General features: G+C 71.5%; 20 protein-coding genes. 9 read left to right on the forward strand and 11 right to left on the reverse strand.

Annotated elements, in window-relative coordinates; all coding sequences use genetic code 11:
- Positions 1 to 51: 51 nt before the first annotated feature.
- A complete protein-coding gene (arc, locus tag ACWH4W_RS27600; RefSeq protein WP_473078529.1) occupies positions 52 to 1,818 on the reverse strand; it encodes a proteasome ATPase in 1,767 nt (588 codons plus the stop codon).
- A gap of 251 nt (positions 1,819 to 2,069) precedes the next feature.
- Between arc and ACWH4W_RS27605 the strand changes: the two genes are divergently transcribed.
- Positions 2,070 to 2,369: a ferredoxin gene (locus ACWH4W_RS27605; RefSeq protein WP_093765789.1), complete on the forward strand. Its 300-nt coding sequence runs from the start codon at positions 2,070 to 2,072 to the stop codon at positions 2,367 to 2,369.
- A gap of 81 nt (positions 2,370 to 2,450) precedes the next feature.
- On the opposite strand, the gene ACWH4W_RS27610 is transcribed toward ACWH4W_RS27605, so the two are convergent.
- The 3 genes from ACWH4W_RS27610 to ACWH4W_RS27620 all read right to left on the reverse strand — a co-directional run bounded on the left by ACWH4W_RS27610 (position 2,451) and on the right by ACWH4W_RS27620 (position 5,811).
- Positions 2,451 to 3,029, reverse strand: coding sequence for a hypothetical protein (locus tag ACWH4W_RS27610; RefSeq protein ID WP_473078530.1), 579 nt, complete (start codon positions 3,027 to 3,029; stop codon positions 2,451 to 2,453).
- A 219-nt stretch (positions 3,030 to 3,248) separates the two neighbouring features.
- A complete protein-coding gene (locus tag ACWH4W_RS27615; RefSeq protein WP_290004469.1) occupies positions 3,249 to 4,151 on the reverse strand; it encodes a tRNA (adenine-N1)-methyltransferase in 903 nt (300 codons plus the stop codon).
- Positions 4,152 to 4,212: 61 nt separating this feature from the next.
- Positions 4,213 to 5,811: a site-2 protease family protein gene (locus tag ACWH4W_RS27620; protein ID WP_473078531.1), complete on the reverse strand. Its 1,599-nt coding sequence runs from the start codon at positions 5,809 to 5,811 to the stop codon at positions 4,213 to 4,215.
- A 254-nt stretch (positions 5,812 to 6,065) separates the two neighbouring features.
- Here ACWH4W_RS27620 and ACWH4W_RS27625 point away from each other — a divergent pair, with 254 nt between their 5' ends.
- A complete protein-coding gene (locus ACWH4W_RS27625) occupies positions 6,066 to 7,010 on the forward strand; it encodes a RecB family exonuclease (protein WP_473078532.1) in 945 nt (314 codons plus the stop codon).
- A 14-nt stretch (positions 7,011 to 7,024) separates the two neighbouring features.
- On the forward strand, positions 7,025 to 7,696 hold the full coding sequence (locus ACWH4W_RS27630; RefSeq protein WP_024885186.1) for a response regulator: 672 nt from the start codon (positions 7,025 to 7,027) through the stop codon (positions 7,694 to 7,696).
- Between the two features lie 81 nt (positions 7,697 to 7,777).
- On the opposite strand, the gene ACWH4W_RS27635 is transcribed toward ACWH4W_RS27630, so the two are convergent.
- From ACWH4W_RS27635 to metH, 3 genes are all read right to left on the reverse strand, one after another.
- Complete coding sequence (locus tag ACWH4W_RS27635) at positions 7,778 to 9,385, reverse strand: ABC transporter substrate-binding protein (RefSeq protein WP_473078533.1); 1,608 nt, start codon at positions 9,383 to 9,385, stop codon at positions 7,778 to 7,780.
- Between the two features lie 447 nt (positions 9,386 to 9,832).
- Positions 9,833 to 10,534, reverse strand: a complete 702-nt coding sequence (locus tag ACWH4W_RS27640; protein ID WP_473078534.1) for an HAD family hydrolase — start codon at positions 10,532 to 10,534, stop codon at positions 9,833 to 9,835.
- A 129-nt stretch (positions 10,535 to 10,663) separates the two neighbouring features.
- Complete coding sequence (gene metH, locus ACWH4W_RS27645; protein WP_473078535.1) at positions 10,664 to 14,176, reverse strand: methionine synthase; 3,513 nt, start codon at positions 14,174 to 14,176, stop codon at positions 10,664 to 10,666.
- 299 nt (positions 14,177 to 14,475) lie between these two features.
- On the opposite strand from metH, the gene ACWH4W_RS27650 reads away from it, so the two are divergent.
- From ACWH4W_RS27650 to ACWH4W_RS27670, 5 genes are all read left to right on the forward strand, one after another.
- Positions 14,476 to 15,240 carry an IclR family transcriptional regulator gene (locus ACWH4W_RS27650; RefSeq protein ID WP_473078536.1) on the forward strand — a complete coding sequence of 255 codons (765 nt, stop codon included), beginning with the start codon at positions 14,476 to 14,478 and terminating at the stop codon, positions 15,238 to 15,240.
- 340 nt (positions 15,241 to 15,580) lie between these two features.
- Positions 15,581 to 16,375: an MIP/aquaporin family protein gene (locus ACWH4W_RS27655; protein WP_473078537.1), complete on the forward strand. Its 795-nt coding sequence runs from the start codon at positions 15,581 to 15,583 to the stop codon at positions 16,373 to 16,375.
- A gap of 83 nt (positions 16,376 to 16,458) precedes the next feature.
- A complete protein-coding gene (glpK, locus tag ACWH4W_RS27660; protein WP_473078538.1) occupies positions 16,459 to 17,997 on the forward strand; it encodes a glycerol kinase GlpK in 1,539 nt (512 codons plus the stop codon).
- 7 nt (positions 17,998 to 18,004) lie between these two features.
- Positions 18,005 to 19,621, forward strand: a complete 1,617-nt coding sequence (locus ACWH4W_RS27665; RefSeq protein WP_473078539.1) for a glycerol-3-phosphate dehydrogenase/oxidase — start codon at positions 18,005 to 18,007, stop codon at positions 19,619 to 19,621.
- 226 nt (positions 19,622 to 19,847) lie between these two features.
- Positions 19,848 to 20,840 (forward strand): PAC2 family protein, encoded by a 993-nt coding sequence (locus tag ACWH4W_RS27670; protein WP_473078540.1) that lies wholly within the window; start codon positions 19,848 to 19,850, stop codon positions 20,838 to 20,840.
- Between the two features lie 62 nt (positions 20,841 to 20,902).
- Here the strand turns inward: ACWH4W_RS27670 and mshC are convergent, their stop codons facing one another.
- The 4 genes from mshC to ACWH4W_RS27690 form a co-directional block, all read right to left on the reverse strand.
- The gene (gene mshC / locus ACWH4W_RS27675; RefSeq protein WP_473078541.1) at positions 20,903 to 22,132 is read right to left on the reverse strand and encodes a cysteine--1-D-myo-inosityl 2-amino-2-deoxy-alpha-D-glucopyranoside ligase; all 1,230 of its coding nucleotides are present in this window, start codon (positions 22,130 to 22,132) and stop codon (positions 20,903 to 20,905) included.
- A gap of 113 nt (positions 22,133 to 22,245) precedes the next feature.
- Positions 22,246 to 23,079: an SCO1664 family protein gene (locus ACWH4W_RS27680; protein ID WP_473078542.1), complete on the reverse strand. Its 834-nt coding sequence runs from the start codon at positions 23,077 to 23,079 to the stop codon at positions 22,246 to 22,248.
- A complete protein-coding gene (locus ACWH4W_RS27685) occupies positions 23,043 to 23,633 on the reverse strand; it encodes a DUF3090 domain-containing protein (protein ID WP_473078543.1) in 591 nt (196 codons plus the stop codon). Before ACWH4W_RS27685 ends, ACWH4W_RS27680 begins: the two co-directional genes overlap by 37 nt.
- An 87-nt stretch (positions 23,634 to 23,720) precedes the next feature.
- A complete protein-coding gene (locus tag ACWH4W_RS27690; protein ID WP_473078544.1) occupies positions 23,721 to 24,407 on the reverse strand; it encodes a histidine phosphatase family protein in 687 nt (228 codons plus the stop codon).
- 107 nt (positions 24,408 to 24,514) lie between these two features.
- Here ACWH4W_RS27690 and ACWH4W_RS27695 point away from each other — a divergent pair, with 107 nt between their 5' ends.
- A complete protein-coding gene (locus ACWH4W_RS27695) occupies positions 24,515 to 25,510 on the forward strand; it encodes a magnesium and cobalt transport protein CorA (RefSeq protein ID WP_473078545.1) in 996 nt (331 codons plus the stop codon).

The following is a 25,510-nucleotide window of genomic DNA, read 5'->3' on the forward strand; positions in this document are numbered from 1 at the left end:
AAGCAGTCGGCTGCGGGTACCCGTCGTGGGCACCCGCAGCCGCCCTCGCTTTTACAGGTACTGACCGGTGTTCGCCACCGTGTCGATGGAGCGTCCGGTGTCCGCGCCCTGCTTTCCGGTGATGAGGGTGCGGATGTAAACAATCCGCTCGCCCTTCTTTCCGGAGATCCGGGCCCAGTCGTCCGGGTTGGTGGTGTTGGGCAGGTCCTCGTTCTCCTTGAACTCGTCCACGCAGGCCTGGAGGAGGTGGGAGACGCGGAGGCCCTTCTGGTTCTTCTCCAGGAAGTCCTTGATCGCCATCTTCTTGGCGCGGCCCACGATGTTCTCGATCATGGCGCCGGAATTGAAGTCCTTGAAGTACAGGACTTCCTTGTCGCCGTTGGCGTAGGTGACTTCCAGGAAGCGGTTCTCCTCGGATTCGGCGTACATCTGTTCCACGGCGGTCTGGATCATGCTCTGGACCGTCATGGACTTGTCGCCACCGTGCTCGGCGAGGTCGTCGGCGTGCAGCGGGAGGCGCTCGGTGAGGTACTTGCCGAAGATGTCCTTGGCCGCCTCGGCGTCCGGACGCTCGATCTTGATCTTCACGTCCAGCCGGCCGGGACGCAGGATGGCCGGGTCGATCATGTCCTCGCGGTTGGAGGCGCCGATCACGACCACGTTCTGCAGGCCCTCGACACCGTCGATCTCGGCGAGCAGCTGCGGGACGATGGTGTTCTCCACGTCCGAGCTGACGCCGGAGCCGCGGGTGCGGAAGAGGGACTCCATCTCGTCGAAGAAGACGATGACGGGGGTGCCCTCGCTGGCCTTCTCCCGGGCCCGCTGGAAGACCAGGCGGATCTGCCGCTCGGTCTCACCGACGTACTTGTTCAGCAGCTCGGGGCCCTTGATGTTGAGGAAGAAGCTCTTGCCCGCGGCCTGACCGGTGACCTCGGCGACCTTCTTGGCCAGCGAGTTCGCCACGGCCTTGGCGATGAGCGTCTTGCCGCAGCCGGGGGGGCCGTAGAGCAGCACGCCCTTGGGCGGCCGCAGCTCGTGCTCCTTGAACAGGTCCGGGTAGAGGTACGGCAGCTCGACCGCGTCGCGGATGGCCTCGATCTGGTTGCCGAGGCCGCCGATCTGCTCGTAGCCGATGTCGGGGACTTCCTCGAGGACGAGCTCCTCGACCTCGCTCTTGGGCACGACCTCGTAGACGTACCCGGAGCGGGGCTCCAGCAGCAGGGCGTCGCCGGCGCGGATGGTGACGTCCAGCAGCGGCTCGGCGAGCCGCACCACCCTCTCCTCGTCGGTGTGGCCCAGCACCAGGGCCCGCTCGCCGTCCTCCAGGATCTCCTTGAGGGTGACGATCTCGCCCACGCGCTCGAATTCCATGGCCTCGACCACGTTGAGCGCTTCGTTGAGCATCACTTCCTGGCCGCGCCGGAGCTCCTCCAGCTCGACGTTCGGGCTGACGTTCACCCGCAGCTTGCGGCCGCCGGTGAAGATGTCGGCCGTGCCGTCCTCGTTCGCCTCGAGGAAGACTCCGAAGCCGGCCGGGGGCTGGGCGAGCCGGTCGACCTCCTCCTTGAGGGCCACGATCTGGTCGCGGGCCTCACGGAGGGTGCTCGCCAGCCGTTCGTTCTGGGCGGACACACCGGCCAGATTGGTCTGCAACTCGACGATCCGCTCTTCGAGAATTCTCGTGTGCCGCGGAGAGTCGGCGAGCTTGCGTCGCAGGACGGCGATCTCCTGCTCAAGGTAGGCGATCTGCCCGGCCGGGTCGTCGGACCCGCGTCCCGGGCGGATGCCGCGGTTCATGTCGTCGTCGTGGGCTGCCACGGTCCTCACCTCCTCCAAGGGGAGCTGGACGCTTCCAGACCCTACCTGGGCGGGTGTCGATTGAAACCCCTAGATCACAAAGACGGTCGGGGTGTGTCCGATCTTCACCCTTGCGCTCTCCCTCACGCCAGGGGAATACCCAACGAGAATGATCGGAACCCAGTCGGCGTTAGGGTCGACGTGTTCAACACCCGTCAGAGCTGGCCGGATTCCGGCACGGCTCGGCGAACCACACGGCAGGAGAGACGATCGTGCAGCAGGAGGCCGCAACCGGCGCCGAGGCCCTGGAGGTCTGGATCGACCAGGATCTGTGTACCGGCGACGGCATCTGCGCCCAGTACGCGCCCGAGGTGTTCGAGCTGGACATCGACGGCCTGGCGTACGTGAAGAACGAGCAGGACGAGCTGCTCCAGGACAAGGGCGCGGCAACGCCCGTCCCGCTGCCGCTCCTCACCGACGTCGTCGACTCCGCGAAGGAGTGCCCCGGCGAGTGCATCCACGTCCGACGGGTTTCGGACAGCGTGGAGGTGTACGGACCGGACGCCGGGTGACCGCCGCCGCACGGCCGGTCGCGTCTGCCTGATGTCACACCTCCGGTGGCGCGCCGGCCTGGCGCGCGCTCCCGCACGGGGTCACACGCTCCGCGCGTCGGACGGCGTGGACCGGACGAACGCGCCGTCGTCCCAGCGCCACTTCACGGTCTCGCGCACGTCGGGGCAGCAACGGGGCACGTCGGCGGACGAGTAGCCGAGCAGCGTGGCGACGACGTCCCCGCCGCGTACGGCGAAGTCCTCGACGTTGCTGCGTTCCTTGGGGTCGAGGAGGGTGGCCACCAGGCGCGGCTTCGAGGCGCCGGCCGCCTGCGTGAGGACGTAGAAGCCGTCGGGCGGGGTGCCCATCGGGGCGTCGCAGTGCACCGCCGCCACCGTCTCGCGGCGGCCGTCGCCGTCGAGGTCGCCGGACGCCTGCTTCTTGACCACCAGCTTCACGGGGCCGCAGTCGAGCGGGAACTCCACGTCGGCCGGGTCGGGCGGCAGCGCCTGCGCGGGAGCCCGCTCGGTCCGCGGGGCGCCCGGCGCGGCGGCGGTCGCGGGGCCGGGCTGCAGGACGGAGGAGAGCGCCACGACACCGGCGACGGCCGTGGCGGTGGCGACCCAGTGGATGGGCCGGGCGTGCGTGTGGGCGAGCTCCGGAACGGCGGAAGGCTGCACGAGGAGTGTCTCCTGTGAGGGCTGTGCCGGTGAGGGTGGCCAGCATCGTGCCACACGCCACGGTACGGAGGGAACGGCGGGGTCCGCGGTCGTCGCGCGGAGCCGCCGTGCGGGTCGGTGCGGGTCCCCGGCGTCAAGGCGTCGGCGCCGTGGCGCAGTTCCCGGTGACGTATCGGAACTGCCCCACGGCGCCGGGCCGTTGAGAGCGCGCGGACCGCGTCAGCGGCCGGTGCCTCCGTCGGCGTTGGGGCCGGAGTAGTCCTCGCCGTAGGCGCCCTTGGCCGGGCGGCGGCGGCGCATGGGCGGCTCGACGCCGTCGGCGAGCCGGCGGGCGGTGAGCAGGAAGCCGGTGTGGCCGATCATCCGGTGGTCGGGACGGACGGCCAGGCCCTCGATGTGCCAGTTGCGGATCATCGTCTCCCAGGCGGTCGGCTCGTTGAAGCAGCCGATCTCCCGGATGGACTCGACGGTCCGGGCGAGCTGGGTGGTGGTGGCCACGTAGCAGCAGAGGATGCCGCCGGGCACGAGCGCCTTGGAGACGGCCTCCAGGCACTCCCAGGGGGCCAGCATGTCGAGGATGACGCGGTCGACGTCGGTGTCGGACAGGTTGTCCTGGAGGTCGCCGACGGTGAGCTGCCAGGCGGGGTGCGGGCCGCCGAAGTAGCGCTCCACGTTCTGCTGGGCGATCTCCGCGAAGTCCTGGCGGCGCTCGTAGGAGTGCAGCATGCCCTGGTCGCCGATGGCGCGCAGCAGGAAGCTGCTGAGCGAGCCGGAGCCCACGCCCGCCTCGACGACGCGTGCGCCGGGGAAGATGTCGGCGAAGGCGAGGATCTGCCCCGCGTCCTTCGGGTAGACGACGGCTGCCCCTCGGGGCATGGACAGGACGTAGTCGGGGAGCAGGGGGCGCAGCGCGAGATAGGCGACGTTCCCGGTGGTGCGGACAACGCTGCCCTCGGGAGCGCCGATCAGTTCGTCGTGGGGGAAGGAACCCTTGTGGGTGTGGAAGTTCTTCCCGGCCTCGAGCGTGAACGTGTAGTGGCGGCCCTTGGGGTCGGTCAGCTGTACCTGGTCCCCGACCTTGAAGGGCCCGCGCCTGCGGGCGGCACCGGTCGGTTCGGACATGTGACCAGCCTACCGGTCCCCGAGGGGCCCGCCGACCACGGACGGCGGCCGGGACGACGGGTCAGGAGGGGCGCGCCATGGCCTTCACGAAGGCCCGCTCCACGTCGGCGGCGGACAGCACGCCGTAGATCTCGCCGGTCTCCTCGACCACCAGGTACTCGGTGGCGGGCGTCGCGCGCAGCGCGTCCAGCAGTTCCTCCCCGGCCAGTTCCGCGGAGACGCGCATGCCGTCGGTGAGGTCCTGGGCGAGCCCGCCGACCGGCACCCAGGGCCGCCGGTGCTCCGGGACGCCGACGATCGCGGCCTCGCGGACCAGGGAGATCGGCACGCCGTCGGGGTCGACGACGACCAGGGCCCGGGCGCCGGCCGCGTTGGCACGGCGCAGGGCCTCGGAGAGCGGGGTGTCGGTCTCCACGGGGACCGCGCGGCGGGTGAGGGCGCGGGCCCGCAGCTCGGGCAGGTGCTCGCGCAGGCGGGCCATGCGCAGGCTGTTGCCGGCGCCGGTCCAGATGATCGCGGCGAGGATGGCGGCGAGCAGGGCGTCGAGGACGGTGTCCATGCCGACGTTGTCCACGGCGTCGGAGCCGAGCGCCCCGGACTGGGTGAGCAGCGGCAGGCCGATCAGGACGGAGACGGCGAGGGCGCGGCCCACCCAGGCGGCGGCGACCGTGCCGGTCATGGGCCTGCCGGTGATCGCCCAGACCACCGCGCGCAGCATCCGGCCGCCGTCCAGCGGCAGGCCGGGCAGCAGGTTGAAGACGGCCACGATGAGGTTGGACACCATCAGGCCGGCCAGCAGCACACCGGCGACGCTGCTGGGGTCGACGGCGAGGAGACCGAGGTAGAACAGCCCGGCCAGTACCAGGGAGAGCAGGGGGCCGACGAACGCCAGTACGAACTCTCTGCCGGGCGTCTCGGCCTCCTTCTCGATCTCGGAGACGCCGCCGAAGAACTGGAGCTGGATGCGGCGCACCGGGAGCTTGAAGCGCAGGGCTGCGAGGGTGTGGGCGAGCTCGTGCACCAGCACGGAGGCGTAGAAGGCCACCGCGAAGAACAGGGAGACCAGATAGCTGGCCGCGCCCAGCTCGGGCAGGATGCGGTCGATCTGGCCGCCGAACACCCAGGTGATGAGGATCGCCACGAGGAACCAGCTGGGCGCCACGTACACGGGCACGCCGAAGGGCCGGCCCATCAGCAGCCCGCCGCGCCGCCGCTCCTCGGGGCGCTGCGGGGCGGGTCCCTTGCCGGCGCCGGAGTGGGCGAACGGCCGGTCGGCGTGCTCCGGCCGCGGCCCGGCCCCGTCCGACGCGTGCGGCCGGGCCAGCTCCTGACCCCGGGCGTCCGGCCCGGGCGTGGTGCCGTGAGGGCCCTCGGAACCGGACGCGGCGTTCGCGGCGTCCCGTCCGCCGTCGCCCTCGGCCGGCGGTGTCGAGTCGCCCGCGCCGTCCGGGCCGGCAGGCGCCGGAGCGGCCGGGGCCGCCGGTGCGGCGGGAGTCCTCCGGGAGCCGCCCGTGGCGTCGGGGCCGGCGGGGGCCGCCGGGGTCGGGGCGGGCTCACCGGTGCCGTGGGTGCCGCCGGGGGCCGGGGCCTGGGGCCCCGTGTGCTCGGCCGACTCGTCGTTGCCGGGCCGCGGCCGTCCGCGCCCGCCGCTTACGTCCACCGGTGTCCCCTCGTTCGCTGCGTCTCCCGCGCCTGCCGGACGGGAGGGTCCTGGGATCGATGGTATGCGGCGTCCGCCGCCCCTTCCGCCCCGCACCCCTGTCCCTACCCCCTCGTTCCCCTTCTTCCCCACCCTCCTCCCTGGTCCTTCCCCACCCTCCTCCCTGGTCCTTCCCCACCCTCCTCCCTGGTCCTTCCCCGCCTTTGTCCACAGGGCCGCCGCGTTGTCGGCGCCGGGCCGTAAGGTCTGTGGTCATGGAGACGAGCACCGGGGGCGCGACGCGGCCCGACATCAGCCCGGCCGGGCCCGGGGAGGCAGCGGACACGGTCGTGGTGGCCGGGCCTCCCGCCGCGCCGCCCGCCTCGCTGTCGCCGTCCCGTGCGAGTGACTTCATGCAGTGCCCGCTGCTGTACCGGTTCCGGGTGATCGACCGGCTGCCGGAGAAGCCGAGCGAGGCGGCGACCCGGGGCACGCTGGTGCACGCGGTGCTGGAGCGGCTGTTCGACGCACCGGCCGCCGACCGCACCGTGCCGCGCGCGAAGTCGCTGGTCCCCGGCCAGTGGGACCGGCTGCGCGAGAGCCGGCCGGAGGTCGCGGAGCTGTTCGCGGACGACCCGGAGGGCGAGCGGCTGGCCCGTTGGCTCACGGAGGCGGAGGCGCTGGTCGAACGGTGGTTCACGCTGGAGGACCCGAGCCGGCTCGAGCCCGCCGAGCGGGAGCTGTTCGTGGAGGCGGAGCTCGACTCCGGGCTGCGGCTGCGCGGGATCATCGACCGGGTGGACGTGGCACCCACCGGCGAGGTGCGGATCGTCGACTACAAGACGGGCAAGGCGCCCCGCCCGGAGTACGCGGAGGGCGCGCTGTTCCAGATGAAGTTCTACGCCCTCGTGGTGTGGCGGCTGAAGAAGGTCGTCCCGCGCCGCCTCCAGCTGGTGTACCTGGGCAGCGGGGACGTGCTGACGTACGACCCGGTGCTCGCCGATCTGGAGCGGGTGGAGCGCAAGCTGCTCGCGCTGTGGGAGGCGATCCGGCGGGCGACCGAGACGGGCGACTGGCGGCCGCGCCCGACGAAGCTCTGCGGCTGGTGCGACCACCAGGCACACTGTCCGGAGTTCGGCGGCACTCCCCCGCCGTACCCCCTGCCCTTGAGGGCGCCTGAGTCCGGCGGGGCCGAGCAGGGCAGAATGGGGCCGGACTAGCGAAGGAGACTTACGTGGCCATCCGCGTCCTACTGGTCGACGACCAGCCGCTGCTGCGCACCGGATTCCGGATGATCCTGGAGGCCGAACAGGACCTCGCGGTCGTCGGCGAGGCCGGGGACGGCCTCCAGGCTCTGGACCAGGTGCGGGCGCTGCAGCCCGACGTGGTGCTGATGGACATCCGCATGCCGCGGATGGACGGGGTGGAGGCCACCCGCCAGATCACCGGCCCGGAGCGGAACGGCCCTGCGAAAGTGCTGGTGCTGACCACGTTCGATCTCGACGAGTACGTGGTGGAGGCGCTGAAGGCGGGAGCCAGCGGCTTCCTGCTGAAGGACGCCCCGGCCAACGAGCTGGTGCAGGCGATCCGTGTGGTGGCCGCCGGTGAGGCGATGCTCGCGCCGAGCATCACGCGCCGGCTGCTGGACAAGTACGCCACGCACCTGCCGTCCGGTGAGGAGCCGGTGCCGGACACGCTGCACACGCTGACCGACCGCGAGGTCGAGGTGCTGAAACTGGTGGCGCGCGGGCTGTCCAACGCGGAGATCGCCGCCGACCTGTTCGTCAGCGAGACCACCGTGAAGACACACGTCGGTCACGTGCTGACCAAGCTGGGGCTGCGCGACCGCGTGCAGGCAGCGGTGTACGCGTACGAGAGCGGGCTGGTGCGCCCCGGCGCGCAGTAGCCCGCGGGAGCGGACACGACGTGGGGGTGCCCTCCCGGCCGGGAGGGCACCCCCACGTCGTGTGCAGGGCGGCTGGGTCCGTCAGCCGCTGACGCCGCGTCCGAGCTCCCACAACTGGAGCGTGGAGGAGGAGTTGAGCGCGTAGGCGGTGCCGGTGATGTCGTCACGGGCGGCGAGGTACTGCTTGCCCTGCCACAGCGGCAGCACGGGGACCTCGTCGGCGACGATCTCCTGGATCTTCGTGAAGCTCTTCGAGGCGTTGAGGCGGTCGGCCTGACGACGCGACTCGGGGATCAGCTCCTTGCGGATCTCGGTGTTGACGTAGGGCGAGTTGAGGAAGTTGTCCTCGTCGAGGAAGGGCGCGACGAAGGCGTCGGCGTCCGGGTAGTCCGGGAACCAGCCCATGCCGTAGACGTCGTACTTGCCCTTCTGCCCGGCCGGCCGGAACTTGTTCCAGGAGGTGCCCTGGATGTCCGTCTCGAACAGGCCGCTGTCGTTGAGCTGCTTGCTGAGCTGCTCGAACTCGGCCTTGGTGGCCGGACCGTAGTGGTCGGTCGTGTAGTGCAGCGTGAGCTTCACCGGCGTGTCGACGCCGGCATCCTCGAGCAGCTCGCGGGCCTTGGCGACGTCCGGGTCGCCGTACGTGTTGAAGAAGGCGTTGGAGTGGCCGGTGACGCCGGCGGGCACCAGCGAGAACAGCGGCTCGGCCTGGCTGCCGTAGACCTTGGCGACGAGTTCGTCGCGGTTGATCACCTGGGCCATCGCCCGACGGACGGCCTTGTCCTTCACCGACTCGGCCTTGGTGTTGAAGGCCAGGTAGCGGATCTCCAGACCCGGGGACTCCACCAGCTCGACCTCGCCGTCGGTGGCGTTGGCCAGCTTCTGGATCTGCTCCGGCGACATGCTGCGGGTCATGACGTCGATCTTGCCGTCGTTCAGCGCGTCGCCCATGGCGTCGGCGCTGTCGTAGTTGACCAGCTCGACCTTGTCGTTGTTGACCTGGAGCGCGCCCTTGTACGAGGGGTTCTTGGTGAAGGTGGCGCGGACCAGGGTGCCGTCCTTGACCTCGCTCTCCATCGTGTACGGGCCGGAGCCGTCGACGTCGAAGCCCTCGCGCAGCTTGTCCTGGGCGTAGTCGTCCTTGCTGACGATGCCCGCGACCGGGGTGGACAGCTTGTACGGGAAGGTGGCGTCGGCCGCCTTGAGGTGGAAGATCACCTCGCGGTCGCCCTGCGTCTCGACGGTGTCGATGGTGGACAGCAGCGCGAAGACACCGCTGTCGCCCTGGAGGGAGAGGGCGCGCTCGATGGAGTACTTCACGTCCTGCGCGGTGACAGGGTCACCGTCGGAGAACTTCAGGCCCTCGCGCAGGGTGCAGGTGTACCGCTCGTTGCCGGCGTCGGTGAAGCCGCACGACTCGGCGGCCTCGGGAACCGGCTCGCCGTCGCCGCGGGGCTGGACCATGAGGGTCTGGACGGTCTGCCGCAGGATGTTCCAGGTGCCGACGTCGTAGGCCCAGGCGGGGTCGAGGGGAGCGAGTCCCTCTTCCTCGGACGCGGTGAACCGGTCGGTGGTGCCCACGACGATCGCATCGCCGCCGCCGCTCCCGCCCTCGCTGTCACCACAGGCGGCGAGCACCGGCGCGAGCAGGCCCATTGCGGCCGCCAGCACCAAAGTCTTGCGGTTCATGCTCGAGTTTCTCCAGGACGTTGTCGGCTCCGTGTCATCCGCGGGCAGGGGTCACCACGGCGGAGGGCAAGGAGGGGTGTGGTTCTCGCGACGACATTAGTCCGCGTCCGCGGGAGCGTTCGCGGCGCCCGGAGCCGGGGCCTCATCACGCAGTGGAACCAGGTGTGAACGGACCGACAGAGATGACCGGGGAAGGATTGGTGCAGCTTCTCACCAACCGGGACACATGGGCGCGCCGGTGATCTCCTGAATCGGGCGGGATGCACGCCCGGACATCGTTGTCGATGAGTGAATTCGTGATCAAGATCACATGTGAAAAGGGGTCCGGCGGCTCTGCGGGATCGGCCGCCGGCGGCCGGAACGCGGGCGCGCGGCTCGGACGGAACGGCCCCTGGACGGAGCGCCGCGCACGCCCGGTTCCGGCGGCGGTGCACACCGCGTGAGCGGCTAGCGCAGGTCCGTCATCAGACCGCGCAGGAACGGCAGGTCCACCACGTCGAGCGAGGGGACGATCGTGCGCCGGGCGGCCGGGGTGATCGGGCCCACGGACGGCACCGCGACGACCTGGCAGCCGGCGGCCTCGGCGGCGGTGACGCCGGTGACCGTGTCCTCGACGACCGCGCAGCGCACGGGGTCGGCGCCGAGCCCGGCGGCCGCCGCGAGGTAGGGGTCGGGGTGCGGCTTGGTGCGCGGCACCTCGTCGCCGGCGACGGACAGGGCGAAGTGCTCGGGGCCCAGGACGGGCAGCACCCGGTCGATGATGCGCCGGTGGGAGGCGGAGACGAGCGCCGTCGGGATCTCGTGCTCGGCCAGCTCGGCGAGCAGGCGCGCGGCCCCCGGCATCAACGGCAGGTTGTGGTCGATGCGGCTCTCGAAGGCGTCGTTGAGCAGCACCGTGAGTTCGTCGAGGCCGATGTCGGCCCCGGTCGCCTCGATGAGGAACCCCGCGCTGCGGGTCATGGGGCCGCCGACCACGATGTGGCGCCAGGCGTCGTCGAGGGTGTGTCCGAGGGAGGCGAAGACCTCCGTCTCGACGTCCCACCAGAAGCCCTCGGTGTCCACCAGGGTGCCGTCCATGTCGAGGAGCACGGCCTGGAGGGCCGAGCCTTCGGCCGTAAGGGTTCCGAGCGCGGGGACCGTACTGGTCATCCACATACCTCCTGTAGGGACGATCAGGCCGGTTCCCACAAGGGAACCGGCCTGCAGTGGACCGACCAGTGTACGTCGTGCGCGCCGGAAGTGCCTGGTGCGGCCGCCGGGGCCGGCGGCCGGACCGGCTCAGCGGGCGTTGAAGTACTTCGCCTCCGGGTGGTGGATCACGATGGCGTCCGTGGACTGCTCGGGGTGGAGCTGGAACTCCTCGGAGAGCTGGACGCCGATGCGTTCCGGCTGGAGCAGGTCCGCGATCTTGGCGCGGTCCTCCAGGTCGGGGCAGGCGCCGTAGCCGAGGGAGAAGCGGGCGCCCCGGTACTTCAGGGCGAACATGTCCTCCATGGCGGCCGGGTCCTCGCCGGCGAAGCCGAGCTCGGAGCGGACGCGGGCGTGCCAGTACTCGGCCAGGGCTTCGGCGAGCTGGACGGACAGGCCGTGGAGTTCGAGGTAGTCGCGGTAGGCGTTGGCCTCGAACAGCCGGGCGGTCTCCTCGCCGATCCGGGAGCCGACGGTGACGACCTGGAAGCCGACGACGTCCTTCTCCCCGGACTCCTCCGGGCGGAAGAAGTCCGCCAGGCACAGCCGGCGGCCGCGGCGCTGGCGGGGGAAGGTGAAGCGGGTGCGCTCGTTGCCCTCCTCGTCCAGGACGATCAGGTCGTCGTCCTTGGAGACACAGGGGAAGTAGCCGTAGACCACGGCCGCCTCCAGCAGGTTCTCCGTCTGGAGCCGGTCCAGCAGACCGCGCAGCCGCGGCCGGCCCTCGGTCTCCACCAGCTCCTCGTAGGTGGGGCCCTCACCGGTGCGGGCCTGCTTCAGACCCCACTGGCCCTTGAACAGCGCGCCCTCGTCGAGCCAGGACGCGTACTCCTTGAGCTGGATGCCCTTGATGACACGGGTGCCCCAGAACGGCGGCTCCGGGACCGGGTTGTCGGTGGCCACGTCGGAGCGCACGCTGCCCTCTTCGGGCCGCTCGTCGATCTCGACGGTGGCCGCGCGGACCCGGCGCTGCCTCAGCTCGGGCAGCTTCGCGCCGGGCACGCCGCGCTTGATGCCGATGAGGGCGTCCATCAGGCGCAGGCCCTCGAAGGCGTCGCGGGCGTAGCGGACCTCGCCCTGGTAGATCTCGTGGAGGTCCTGCTCGACGTAGGCGCGGGTGAGGGCGGCGCCGCCCAGGATGACCGGGTAGTCGGCGGCCAGGCCGCGCTGGTTGAGCTCCTCCAGGTTCTCCTTCATGATCACCGTGGACTTCACCAGCAGACCCGACATGCCGATCACGTCGGCCTTGTGCTCGTCGGCGGCCTCCAGGATCGCGGAGACGGGCTGCTTGATGCCGAGGTTGACGACGTTGTAGCCGTTGTTCGACAGGATGATGTCGACGAGGTTCTTGCCGATGTCGTGGACGTCGCCGCGGACCGTGGCCAGCACGATCGTGCCCTTGCCGGCCTCGTCGGTCTTCTCCATGTGCGGCTCGAGGTGGGCGACCGCGTTCTTCATGACCTCGGCGGACTGCAGCACGAACGGCAGCTGCATCTGGCCGGAGCCGAACAGCTCGCCGACCACCTTCATGCCGTCCAGCAGGGTGTCGTTGACGATGTCGAGGGCCTTGCGCGTCCGCAGCGCCTCGTCCAGGTCCTGTTCGAGGCCGTTGCGTTCGCCGTCGATGATGCGGCGCTTGAGGCGCTCCTCCAGCGGCAGCGCGGCCAGTTCCTCGGCCTTGCCCGCCTTCAGCGACTTCGCCGTCGCGCCCTCGAAGAGCTGCATGAGCTTCTGCAGCGGGTCGTAGCCCTCACGGCGGCGGTCGTAGATCAGGTCCAGCGCGGTGGTCACCTCCTCCTCGCTGAACCGGGCGATGGGGAGGATCTTGCTCGCGTGCACGATCGCCGAGTCCAGGCCCGCCTTCACGCACTCGTCGAGGAAGACGGAGTTCAGCAGGATGCGGGCGGCCGGGTTCAGACCGAAGGAGATGTTCGACAGACCGAGGGTGGTCTGCACGTCCGGGTGGCGGCGCTTCAGCTCGCGGATGCCCTCGATCGTGGCCACGCCGTCCTTGCGGGACTCCTCCTGGCCCGTGCAGATCGTGAACGTCAGACAGTCGACGAGGATGTCCTCCTCACGGATGCCCCAGTTCCCGGTCAGGTCCGCGATCAGGCGTTCGGCGATCTCGACCTTCTTCTCCGCCGTGCGCGCCTGCCCCTCCTCGTCGATGGTCAGCGCGATCAGCGCCGCACCGTGCTCGCGCGCCAGCGCGGTGACGCGGGCGAAGCGGGACTCGGGGCCGTCGCCGTCCTCGTAGTTCACCGAGTTGATCACCGCGCGGCCGCCGAGCTTCTCCAGCCCGGCCCGGATCACGTCCACCTCGGTGGAGTCCAGCACGACCGGCAGCGTGGAGGCGGTCGCGAACCGGCCCGCCAGCTCCTCCATGTCGGCCACGCCGTCCCGGCCCACGTAGTCCACGCACAGGTCGAGCATGTGCGCGCCCTCGCGGATCTGGTCCCGGGCCATCTCCACGCAGTCGTCCCAGCGGCCCTCCAGCATGGCCTCGCGGAACTTCTTCGACCCGTTGGCGTTCGTCCGCTCGCCGATCGCCAGGTAGGAGGTGTCCTGACGGAACGGCACCGACTGGTACAGCGAGGCCGCACCCGGCTCGGGACGGGGATCGCGCTGCGCGGGGGCCAGGTCCCGCACGCGCTCCACCAACTGCCGCAGGTGCTCGGGGGTGGTGCCGCAGCAGCCGCCCACCAGCGACAGTCCGTACTCCTGCACGAACGTCTCCTGCGCGTCCGCCAGCTCGGGCGCCGTCAGCGGGTAGTGGGCACCGTCCTTGGTCAGCTCGGGCAGGCCCGCGTTCGGCATGCACGACAGCGGGACGCGGGAGTGACGGGCGAGGTAGCGCAGGTGCTCGCTCATCTCGGCGGGGCCGGTCGCGCAGTTCAGGCCGACCATGTCGATGCCGAGGGGCTCCAGCGCGGTCAGGGCCGCGCCGATCTCGGAGCCGAGCAGCATCGTGCCGGTGGTCTCCACCGTGACCGACACGATCAGCGGGACCTCGAGGCCGACGGCCTCCATGGCGCGGCGGGCGGCGATGACGGACGCCTTGGTCTGCAGCAGGTCCTGCGTCGTCTCCACCAGCAGCGCGTCGGCGCCGCCGGCGAGCAGGCCCTCGGCGTTCTGCTGGTAGGCGTCGCGGATGGCGCCGAAGGTGGTGTGGCCGAGGGTGGGCAGCTTGGTGCCCGGGCCCATGGAGCCCAGCACCCAGCGCGGCCGGCCGTCGCGGCCGGTGAACTCGTCCGCCGTCTCGCGGGCGATGCGGGCGCCCGCCTCGGACAGCTCGAGGACGCGCTCGGGGATGTCGTACTCGCCCAAAGCGGTGAGGTTGGCGCCGAACGTGTTGGTCTCCACGCAGTCCACGCCCGCGCCGAAGTACTCGGAATGGACCGAACGGACGATGTCGGGGCGGGTCAGGTTCAGGATCTCGTTGCAGCCCTCGAGGTTCTGGAAGTCCTCGAGAGTCGGGTCCTGGGCCTGGAGCATGGTGCCCATCGCTCCGTCGGCGACCACCACACGGGTGGCCAGCGCCTCACGGAGTGCGGACACGCGGGTCCGGCTGTCGGCGGAAGGGGTCAGCGGCAACGAGGCCATGAAAAGGGCTCCCTCAGGTGCGACGGCTGTCGGCTTTGCGGCTGCCCGGAAAAGTCACCTGTTCGAGCTTCCCCGGCAGGGCGCACGCCGTCAGGGTATCCGGGACCGCCCCCTGGCGTCGGGGGCGTCCACGGGCCGGACGAAGATGGCCGGAGAGCGACGGCCGGGGCGGGGAGAACCCGGCCGATCATGACCGACCATTAGCGAGAGGTCGGCATCGACCGGTAGTGTTCGGCATTGCCGAACAGCGGCAGCGACGTCGCGAGTCGGCGCTCGTAGGGGACGGAGGCAGTACGGCGATGGCACGGAACATCCAGTCGCTCGAACGGGCGGCAGCGATGCTGCGCCTGCTCGCGGGCGGCGAGCGACGGCTCGGCCTCTCGGACATCGCCTCCTCGCTGGGCCTGGCCAAGGGCACCGCCCACGGCATCCTGCGCACCCTCCAGCAGGAGGGATTCGTCGAGCAGGACGAGGCGTCCGGCCGCTACCAGCTGGGCGCCGAGCTGCTGCGCCTGGGCACCACCTACCTGGACGTCCACGAACTGCGGGCCCGCGCCCTGGTGTGGACGGACGACCTGGCCCGCTCCAGCGGCGAGAGCGTCTACCTCGGGGTGCTGCACCAGCAGGGCGTGCTCATCGTGCACCACGTCTTCCGGCCCGACGACAGCCGGCAGGTGCTGGAGATCGGCGCGATGCAGCCGCTGCACTCCACGGCCCTCGGCAAGGTCCTGTCCGCCTACGACCCGGTGGCGCGCAGCGAGGTCCTGGAGGCCGACCGCAAGGCGTTCACCGACCGCACGGTGTGCGACGTCGGAGCCTTCGAGCAGGCCCTCGACCTGATCCGCGCGCGGGGTTACGCCGCGGACGTGGAGGAGACCTGGGAGGGCGTGGCCTCGCTCGCCGCGCCCATCCACGACCGGCGGCGCATGCCGGTCGGGGCGGTCGGCATCACGGGGGCGGTGGAGCGGCTGCGCAAGGACGGCGAGCTGCGGCCCGAGCTGATCGCGGCGGTGCGCGACTGCGCCCGCGCGGTGTCGCGGGACCTGGGCGCCGGACGCTTCTGAGCGGGCGGGCGCGCACCGGACACGGAACCGCACAGCACCCGGACGCCCTGCGGGCGGGCCGGGGCACAGGCATGCGCGCGGACAGGAACACACAGCCGCCGGTCCACCCCGGCCGCCCCGGCGATCAGTAACGATCGCATTTTCGGCAACCGAGACTCTTGACGCATCTCCGGTGCCGGGCAAGACTCCCGTCCATCGGTCGGCATTGTCGAACACCTACCGGCAATACGCGCTAGAGTGGGACAACGCCAAGGGCCGGCAACGCTCTCACCCCTGAGGGCGCCCATCCCCGGAGGGACCCGGGGGTCGGCACCCTGGACGAAGGACAAAGGAGTCGCGGGTGTCCAGCTCCGACATCTTCATCGGCGAGACCATCGGTACCGCCATACTCATCCTGCTCGGCGGCGGTGTGTGCGCCGCCGTGACGCTCAAGGCCTCCAAGGCCCGTAACGCCGGCTGGCTCGCCATCGCCTTCGGCTGGGGCTTCGCCGTCATGACGGCGGTCTACATATCGAGTCCGCTCTCCGGCGCCCACCTGAATCCGGCCGTCACCCTGGCGCTCGCCATCAAGGACGGCACGTGGGCGGACGTCCCGAACTACTTCGCCGCGCAGGTGCTCGGCGCGATGATCGGCGCCACGCTGGTGTGGCTCGCCTACTACGGCCAGTTCCAGGCCCACCTCACCGACAAGGAGATCGTCGGCGGGCCGGGCGCCCAGACGACCGCCGCCAAGGCCGTCCAGGCCCAGGAGAAGGGCGCGGGCCCGGTGCTCGGCGTCTTCTCCACCGGCCCGGAGATCCGTCACACGGTGCAGAACCTCGCCACGGAGATCATCGGCACCTTCGTGCTGCTGCTCGCCATCCTCACCCAGGGCCTGAACGACGCGGGCAACGGCCTCGGCGTGCTCGGCGGTCTGATCACGGCGCTCGTGGTGGTCTCGATCGGCCTGTCGCTGGGCGGCCCGACCGGTTACGCCATCAACCCCGCCCGCGACCTCGGCCCCCGCATCGTCCACGCCCTGCTGCCGCTGCCCAACAAGGGCGGCTCCGACTGGTCGTACGCCTGGGTCCCGGTGGCCGGTCCGCTGATCGGCGGTGCCCTCGCGGCCGGCGTCTACAACATCGCCTTCGCATAGATGACCGATTCGCCTTCCTCCGCGATCGTTGTAGAAGCGCCGTACCCCTTGCCCCGTAACCAAGGAACTCCCAGGAGCACACCGTGACCGACGCCCACACCGCCGGCCCGTTCATCGCCGCCATCGACCAGGGCACCACGTCCTCCCGCTGCATCGTCTTCGACCGCGACGGGCGCATCGTCTCCGTCGACCAGAAGGAGCACGAGCAGATCTTCCCCAAGCCCGGCTGGGTGGAGCACGACGCCACCGAGATCTGGGCCAACGTCCAGGAGGTGGTCGCCGGCGCCGTCGCCAAGGCCGGCATCACCCGGGACGACATCAAGGCCATCGGCATCACCAACCAGCGCGAGACCACCGTGCTGTGGGACAGGAACACCGGTGAGCCCGTCCACAACGCCATCGTCTGGCAGGACACCCGCACCGACGCCCTGTGCAAGGAGCTCGGCCGCAACGTCGGCCAGGACCGCTTCCGCCGTGAGACCGGCCTTCCCCTGGCCTCCTACTTCGCCGGTCCGAAGGCGCGCTGGCTGCTCGACAACGTCGAAGGGCTGAAGGAGCGCGCGGAGGCGGGCGACATTCTTTTCGGCACCATGGACACATGGGTCATCTGGAACCTCACGGGCGGAGTGGACGGCGGCCGGCACGTCACCGACGTGACCAATGCCTCCCGCACCATGCTGATGAACCTGCACACCATGCAGTGGGACGAGCGGATCGCCGAGTCGATCGGCGTCCCGACCCCGATGCTGCCGGAGATCCGCTCCTCCGCCGAGGTGTACGGCGAGATCAAGGGCGGCAAGCTGGGCGAGCTGCTCGGCGGCATCCCGGTGGCCTCCGCCCTGGGCGACCAGCAGGCGGCGCTGTTCGGCCAGACCTGTTTCGCCGAGGGCGAGACCAAGTCGACGTACGGCACCGGCACCTTCATGGTGATGAACACCGGCGACAAGCTCATCAACTCCTACAGCGGCCTGCTGACCACGGTCGGCTACCAGATCGGCGACCAGAAGCCGGTCTACGCGCTGGAGGGCTCGATCGCCGTCACCGGTTCGCTGGTGCAGTGGATGCGCGACCAGATGGGCCTGATCTCCACCGCCGCCGAGATCGAGACCCTGGCGCTGTCCGTCGAGGACAACGGCGGCGCCTACTTCGTGCCGGCCTTCTCCGGCCTGTTCGCCCCGTACTGGCGCTCCGACGCCCGCGGTGTGATCGCCGGCCTCACCCGGTACGTGACCAAGGCGCACCTCGCGCGCGCCGTCCTGGAGGCCACCGCCTGGCAGACGCGGGAGATCGCCGACGCCATGACGAAGGACTCCGGCGTGGAGCTCACCGCCCTCAAGGTCGACGGCGGCATGACCTCCAACAACCTGCTGATGCAGACCCTCGCCGACTTCGTGGACGCCCCCGTGGTGCGCCCGATGGTCGCCGAGACCACCTGCCTCGGCGCCGCCTACGCCGCCGGCCTGGCCGTCGGCTTCTGGAACAGCACCGACGACCTGCGCGCCAACTGGCGGCGGGCCGCCGAGTGGACCCCCCGCATGGACGCGGACATCCGCGACCGTGAGTACAAGAGCTGGCTCAAGGCCGTCGAGCGGACCATGGGCTGGCTCGAGGACGAGGAGTAGAACCGCCATGACCACCCAAGCCACCCTGCAGTCCGTGCCTGCCCTGGGGACGCACCCGGCGTCCGGCCCGAACCCGAGCCGCGCCGAGACCCGGGAGCAGCTCTCCAAGGCGTCGTACGACCTCCTCGTCATCGGCGGCGGCATCCTGGGCATCTCCACCGCCTGGCACGCCGCGCAGTCCGGTCTCAGGGTGGCTCTGGTGGACGCCGGTGACTTCGCCGGGGCCACCTCCTCCGCCTCGTCCAAGCTGCTCCACGGCGGTCTGCGCTACCTGCAGACCGGCGCGGTGAAGCTGGTGGCGGAGAACCACTTCGAGCGCCGTGCGGTCTCCCGCCAGGTGGCCCCCCACCTGGCGAACCCGCTCACGTTCTACCTCCCCGTGTACAAGGGCGGGCCGCACGGCGCGGCGAAGCTCGGGGCCGGCGTGTTCGCCTACTCGGCGCTGTCGGCCTTCGGCGACGGCGTCGGCCACCTGCTGTCGCCGGCGAAGGCCGCGCAGGACGTGCCGGAGCTGCGCACCGAGAACCTGAAGGCCGTGGCCGTGTACGGCGACGACCAGATGAACGACGCGCGCATGGCGCTGATGACGGTCCGCGCGGCGGCCGACTCGGGCGCGGTCGTCCTCAACCACGCCGAGGTGACGGGCCTGCGCTTCACCAAGGGCCGGGTCACCGGCGCCGAGCTGCGCGACCGGCTCTCCGGCGAGGAGTTCGGCGTCAACGCCCGGCTGGTGCTGAACGCCACCGGCCCGTGGGTGGACCACCTGCGGCGCATGGAGGACCCGGACGCCGCCCCGTCGATCCGGCTGTCGAAGGGCGCGCACCTGGTCCTGAAGCGGACCTCCCCGTGGAAGGCGGCGCTGGCCACGCCGATCGACAAGTACCGGATCACCTTCGCCCTCCCCTGGGAGGACATGCTGCTGCTCGGCACCACCGACGAGGAGTACGAGGGCGACCCGGGGGACGTCGCGGTCAGCGAGAAGGACGTCGCGCAGATACTCGACGAGGCCGCGTTCTCCATCCGCGACCAGCAGCTCGACCGTGACCTGATCACGTACTCCTTCGCCGGTCTGCGGGTGCTGCCGGGCGGCCCCGGCGACACGGCCAAGGCCAAGCGGGAGACGGTGGTCACCGAGGGCCGGGGCGGGATGCTGTCCGTCGCGGGCGGCAAGTGGACGACGTTCCGCCACATCGGCCGCACGGTGATGCGCAAGCTGCAGGAGCTGCCCGGCCACCCGCTGGGCGAGGACTTCGAGCCGGTCGGCGCGCTGCCGAAGAAGGTGCCGCTGCCGGGCGTGGCCAACCCGCGTGCCGTCGCCCACCGCCTGCTGGTGGACGGTCCGGCGCCCGGCCCGCGCATGGCCGCGGACACCGCCCGGCACCTGGCCACCCACTACGGGTCGCTGGCGTTCGACATCGCCCGGCTGGCGAACGAGGATCCGGCGCTGGCCCGCCGGATCCACCCGGACGCCCCGGAGATCTGGGCGCAGGTCGTGTGGGCCCGGGACCACGAGTGGGCCGAGACGACGGACGACGTGCTGCGCCGCCGGACCACGCTGACGATCCGCGGCCTGGCCACGGACGAGGTCCGGGCGGACGTGCAGGAGCTGCTCGGCAGGAAGTGACCGCGCCCGCGCCGGCTTCCCCGCACGGAGGCCGACGCGCGGCGAGGGGCGGTCCCGCCTGCGGGGCCGCCCCTCGCCGCGTTCCGCGGTCCGCCGTACGGGTGTTTCCCGGCGCGGTGCGGGGCAGTGATGGGGCACTCCCCCTTGTACGGGGAGCTGCGGGCGCTCCCGTGGACACGCCGTAAGGTTGGTGCGTACATGAGGGCACGTCGGAAGGAGGCGCTGGGTGATCGAGCTCGAGGGGGTTCCCGAGCTGATCGACCCGGTCATGGTGGCCGCGTTCGAGGGCTGGAACGACGCCGGTGACGCCGCCTCCACCGCGGTCGCGCATCTGGACAGGGAGTGGAAGGGCGAGGTGTTCGCGGCGCTCGACGCCGAGGACTACTACGACTTCCAGGTCAACCGCCCCACGGTGTTCATGGAGAACGGCGTGCGGAAGATCACCTGGCCGACGACGCGGCTGTCGGTGGTGCGGGTGGGCGGTGAGAAACCGCGCGACCTGGTGCTGGTGCGCGGCATCGAACCGTCCATGCGCTGGCGCTCGTTCTGCAACGAGATCCTCGGCTTCGCGCACGAACTGGGCGTGGAGCTGGTGGTGGTGCTGGGCGCGCTGCTCGGTGACACCCCGCACACCCGTCCGGTCCCGATCAGCGGGACCACGTCCGACCCGGACCTGGCCCGCCGCATGGATCTCGAGGAGACCAAGTACGAGGGGCCCACGGGCATCGTCGGCATCCTCCAGGAGGCGTGCACGCACGCGGGCGTCCCCGCGGTGTCGCTGTGGGCGGCGGTCCCGCACTACGTGTCGCAGCCGCCCAACCCGAAGGCCACGCTGGCCCTGCTGAACCGGCTCGAGGACCTGATCGACGTGCGGATCCCGCTGGGCGAGCTGCCCGAGGACGCGCGTGCCTGGCAGGTGGGCGTGGACCAGCTGGCCGCGGAGGACAGCGAGGTCGCCGAGTACGTGCAGACGCTGGAGGAGGCGCGGGACACCGCCGAGCTGCCGGAGGCGTCCGGAGAGGCCATCGCCCGCGAGTTCGAGCGGTATCTGCGGCGGCGTGACGGTGCGTCGGGTCCGCCCGGCGGGCACGCCACCGCCGAGGGTCCGGACGGGCCGTCCTACCGGCGCGACGGGCCGGGCGGCCGGTCCCGTCCGCCGAAGCCGCCCCGGCAGGAGACCGACACCGATCAGGACGGCGACGAGTCGCCGGAGGACTGACGGACGGCGTGAAGGGGGCCCCGGACGGGGCCCCCTTCACGCCGTCCCGTGCCGGCCCGGACCTAGAGCGCGACGCCGAGCAGGGCGTCCACGGCGCGGGAGACCACGCCGGGCGCACCCGTGTCGGTGCCGCCGCTCCGCTCCTGGAGGACGGTCCAGCGGTCGACGGCGGCGAGCGCGGACGGTGCGTTCAGGTCGTCCGCGAGGGCGTCGCGGATCTCCTCGACGAGCGCCTCGGCGGGCGGGCCGTCGGGGCGGGAGACCGCGGCGCGCCAGTGGGCGAGGCGGGTCACGGCGTCCTGGAGGACCTGGTCGGTCCACTCCCAGTCGGAGCGGTAGTGGTGGGCGAGCAGCGCCAGCCGGATCGCCGCCGGGTCCACGCCGTCGCGCCGCAGCCGGGACACGAAGACCAGGTTGCCCTTGGACTTGGACATCTTCTCGCCGTCCAGGGCGACCATGCCGGCGTGCACGTAGGCCTTGGCCATCGGGTGCTCGCCGGTGAGCACCTGGGCGTGCGAGGCGCCCATCTCGTGGTGCGGGAAGACCAGGTCGGAGCCGCCGCCCTGGATGTCGAAGGTCATGCCCAGGTGGTCGAGGGCGATGGCCACGCACTCGATGTGCCAGCCGGGGCGGCCCCGGCCGAGCGATCCGCCGTCCCAGCTCGGTTCGCCCTCGCGGGCGGCCATCCAGAGCATCGGGTCGACGGGGTTCTTCTTGCCCGGGCGGTCCGGGTCGCCGCCGCGTTCGGCGGACAGCAGCCGCATGGCGGCGGCGTCCAGGTGCGAGACCTGGCCGAAGCGCGGGTCGGACTCGACGGAGAAGTAGATGTCGCCGTCGATCTCGTAGGTGGCGCCGAGTTCACGCAGCCGCTCGACGATCGGGACGATGCCGGGTATGGCCTCGACCGCGCCTATGTACTGCCGGGGCGGCAGCATCCGCAGGGCCGTCATGTCCTCGCGGAACAGGGCGGTCTCGCGCTCGGCGAGCGCGGTCCAGTCGACGCCGTCGCGTTCGGCCCGCTCCAGCAGCGGGTCGTCGACGTCGGTGACGTTCTGGACGTAGTGGACCTGCCGCTTGTTGTCGAGCCACACGCGCTGCACCAGGTCGAACGCGTTGTAGGTCGCCGCGTGTCCGATGTGGGTGGCGTCGTAGGGCGTGATGCCGCAGACGTAGAGACGGGCGACGGGACCGGGGTCGAGGGTGACGGGACCGCCGGTCGCGGTGTCGTGGATCCTCAGGTCGCGGCCCTGACCGGGCAGGGCGGGGACTTCGGAAGCGGGCCAGGCATGCATGCCACGAGCCTAACCGGACCCGAGTTCCGGATACGAACCGGAACGGACCGTATGGCCGGGAGGGCGTTCTTGCGCGTGGCCGCGCCGTGTGCCGCGCCGGCCACGCGCCCGGGTCAGACGGGGGGCCAGGGGATGGCCGGCCAGTCGGTGCCCGGTTCCGGGTGGGTGCCGGCGGTGAGCAGGGACTGCACGCGGGCGCGGGTCGCGTCGATCTCCGCGGGCGTGATCAGCGGGGTCAGGGCCGCGGTGAGGGGGCCGGAGGCGGCCAGGGCGTCCCGGAGGGTCTCGAGGACGTCCAGGGCCTCCTCGGGCAGCGGCTCCCCCGCCCAGCCCCACAGCAGCGTGCGCAGCTTGTTCTCGGTGTGGAAGGTGACCCCGTGGTCGATGCCGTGGAGCCGGCCGTCCGCGGTGGGCAGCAGGTGCCCGCCCTTGCGGTCGGCGTTGTTGATCACCGCGTCCAGCACGGAGAGGCGGCGCAGGCGGTCGTCGTCGGCGTGCACCAGCAGCGCGGTGCGGCCCTCGCCGGTCTCGGCGAACCCGATCGCCCTCCAGCCCGGCCCGGGCTCCTCGCCGTCCACCAGGGCGAGCAGCTCGGCGCCGGGCGCGGCCTCGATCCACAGCTGGCACATGCCCTCGCCGTAGGGGCCGTCGCGCAGCACGGTGGGCGGCACCAGGTCCCAGCCGGTCGCCCGGGACACCTCGTACGCGGCCGCCTCGCGGCCGGCCAGGGTGCCGTCGGGGAAGTCCCACAGCGGCCGCTCCCCCGCGACCGGTTTGTAGACGCAGGCGGCCTCCCGGCCCTCGTACGCGACGGTGCAGTACAGGGCGGCGTTCGACGCCTCACGGATGCGTCCGCGCACGGTCAGCTCGCCGCGGGCGAGCAGTTCGGCCGCGGCCGGGTCGGTGGCGGTCACGCTCCGCGGCGGTATCCGTTCTGGCGCGGACATACGTGTCCTTCCGGGTCGAGCGGGAGACTGCACAGCGGGCACGGCGGCCGGCCCGCGTTGACGACGTCCAGGGCGCGCTTGGCGAAGGCCCGCGCCTGTGCCCCGGTGAGCCGGACGCGCAGCATCGGGGGGCCGTTCTCCTCGTCCTGGAGCAGCCGCTCCTCCGCCTCGGCGAGGTCCTCGTCGGAGTCGGCGTCCAGTTCGACGAGCGCCTGCGCCTCCACGATCATGCGCTGCTCCTCGCCGTCCCAGGCGAGCGCCATGGTGCCGACGCGGAACTCCTCCTCCACGGGGGTGTCCAGCGGGGCCGTGTCGGTGATCTCGGCCGGCGCCATCGCGGGCACCGCCGCGCTGCCGCCGCTGCGGCGCACCACTTCGTCGAGCAGTTCGTCCATCCGCTCGGCGAGCGCCGCGACCTGGGTCTTCTCCAGGGCCACGCTGGTCACCCGGGAGCCGGCGGAGGCCTGGAGGAAGAACGTACGGCGCCCTGGCAGCCCGACCGTGCCGGCCACGAAACGTTCCGGTGGGTCGTAGAGGAACACCTGACGGGACACGTCCTGTCTCCATGGGAAGTCGGGGAACGGGCGGTGGGTGGATCGGCACGCGACGGTGCGGTCGCTTCACCCTACTGCGGGGAACGATCACGGTGCGCCCGCGTCGCCCCCCACCGTGGCGTCGCCGGCGGGCGGCTCCTCGCGCGGCGCCAGGGACGCGAAGTCGCCGGTGTCGCCGAGCCGGAGCAGAAAGGGGCGCAGCCGGGTGTAACGGATCGCGGTGATGGAACACGGTTCCACGGAGATCCGCTGGAAGAGGTCGAGATGAAGTCCGAGGGCGTCCGCCACCAGGGACTTGATGATGTCGCCGTGCGAGCACATCAGGTACACGGCGTCGGGTCCGTGGTCGCGCTCCACGCGCGCGTTCCATTCGCGCACCGCTTCGGCGGCGCGCGTCTGCATGGCGCGCATGGACTCCCCGCCGGGGAAGGCCGCGGCCGACGGGTGCGCCTGTACGACCTCCATGAGCGGCTCGTCCTTGAGTTCGGCGAGCTTGCGTCCGGTCCAGTCGCCGTAGTGGCACTCTCCTATGCGCTCGTCGGTGTGGTGGGTGAGGCCGGGGCGGGTCCGGAGCAGCGGTGCGACGGTCTCCCGGCAGCGGTCGAGCGGGCTGGTGACGACCTCGGCCAGCGGCAGCGGGGCGAGCCGTCCGGGCAGGGCGGCGGCCTGCGCGGTCCCGCGGTCGTCGAGGTGCACGCCGGGCGTCCGGCCGGCGAGCAGTCCCTCGGTGTTGGCGGTGGAGCGTCCGTGCCGGACCAGGAGCAACGTGGGCATGCCGCCCAGGGTAGGCGTACGGCAGTCCGGGGGAACCGGGACAGGAACACGACGGCGGGACGGGAACGGGACGGCGGACCGGCTGCCGGGACGGGAGGACATGCTTCGTGATCGTCGACTGTGGCGTCTACCGGGAGGGGCACCGGTCGGAGGGCCCCCAGGACTTCTCCGACGCACTGGACGAGGCGCGGTCGGCGGGAGGCTTCGTCTGGATCGGGCTGCACGAGCCGACGGCCGAGGAGTTCGACCTGGTCACGCGGGAGTTCGGACTGCACCCGCTGGCGGTGGAGGACGCCCTCAAGGCCCATCAGCGGCCCAAGCTGGAGGTGTACGACGACTCGGTCTTCGTGGTCCTCAAGCCGGTGGTGTACGAGCCGGACAGCGACACCGTCTCCTCCGGCGAGATCATGATCTTCCTCGGCGACTCGTTCGCGGTGAGCGTACGGCACGGCGGGGGCGCCCCGCTGGCCGCGGTGCGGGACCGGCTGGAGCGGGAGCCGGAGCTGCAGCGGGAAGGGGCGACGTCGGTGCTGTACGCGGTCGCCGACGCCGTGGTCGACCACTACCTGGAGGTGGCGACCGAGCTGCAGACGGACCTGGAGGAGCTGGAGACGCAGGTCTTCACCCCCGACGCGGGCGACTCGCGGCACACCGCGTCCCGGATCTACGGGTTCAAGCGGCAGATCCTGGAGTTCCGCCGGGCGACGGTGCCGTTGACCGCGCCCATGGCCCGGCTCGCCGGGACCGGCACGTCGGGGTCGGCGGTGCCGTTCGTGGAGGAGGGGGTGCGGCCGTACTTCCGCGACGTCCACGACCACCTCACGCGCGTCAACGAGTCGGTGGAGGGTCTGGACCGGCTGGTGTCGGACGTGCTGTCGGCGCACCTGGCGCAGGTCGGCGTGCAGCAGAACGACGACATGCGCAAGATCTCCGCGTGGGCGGCGATGGCCGTGGTCCCCACGATGATCGCGGGGATCTACGGCATGAACTTCGAGCACATGCCCGAGCTGCGGTGGACGTGGTCGTACCCGGTGGTGATCGCGATGATGGCCGCGCTGGAGGCGGTGCTGTTCGGCACGTTCAAACGCCGGGGCTGGCTGTAG

The sequence above is a fragment of the Streptomyces sp. DSM 120436 genome, assembly GCF_055778765.1.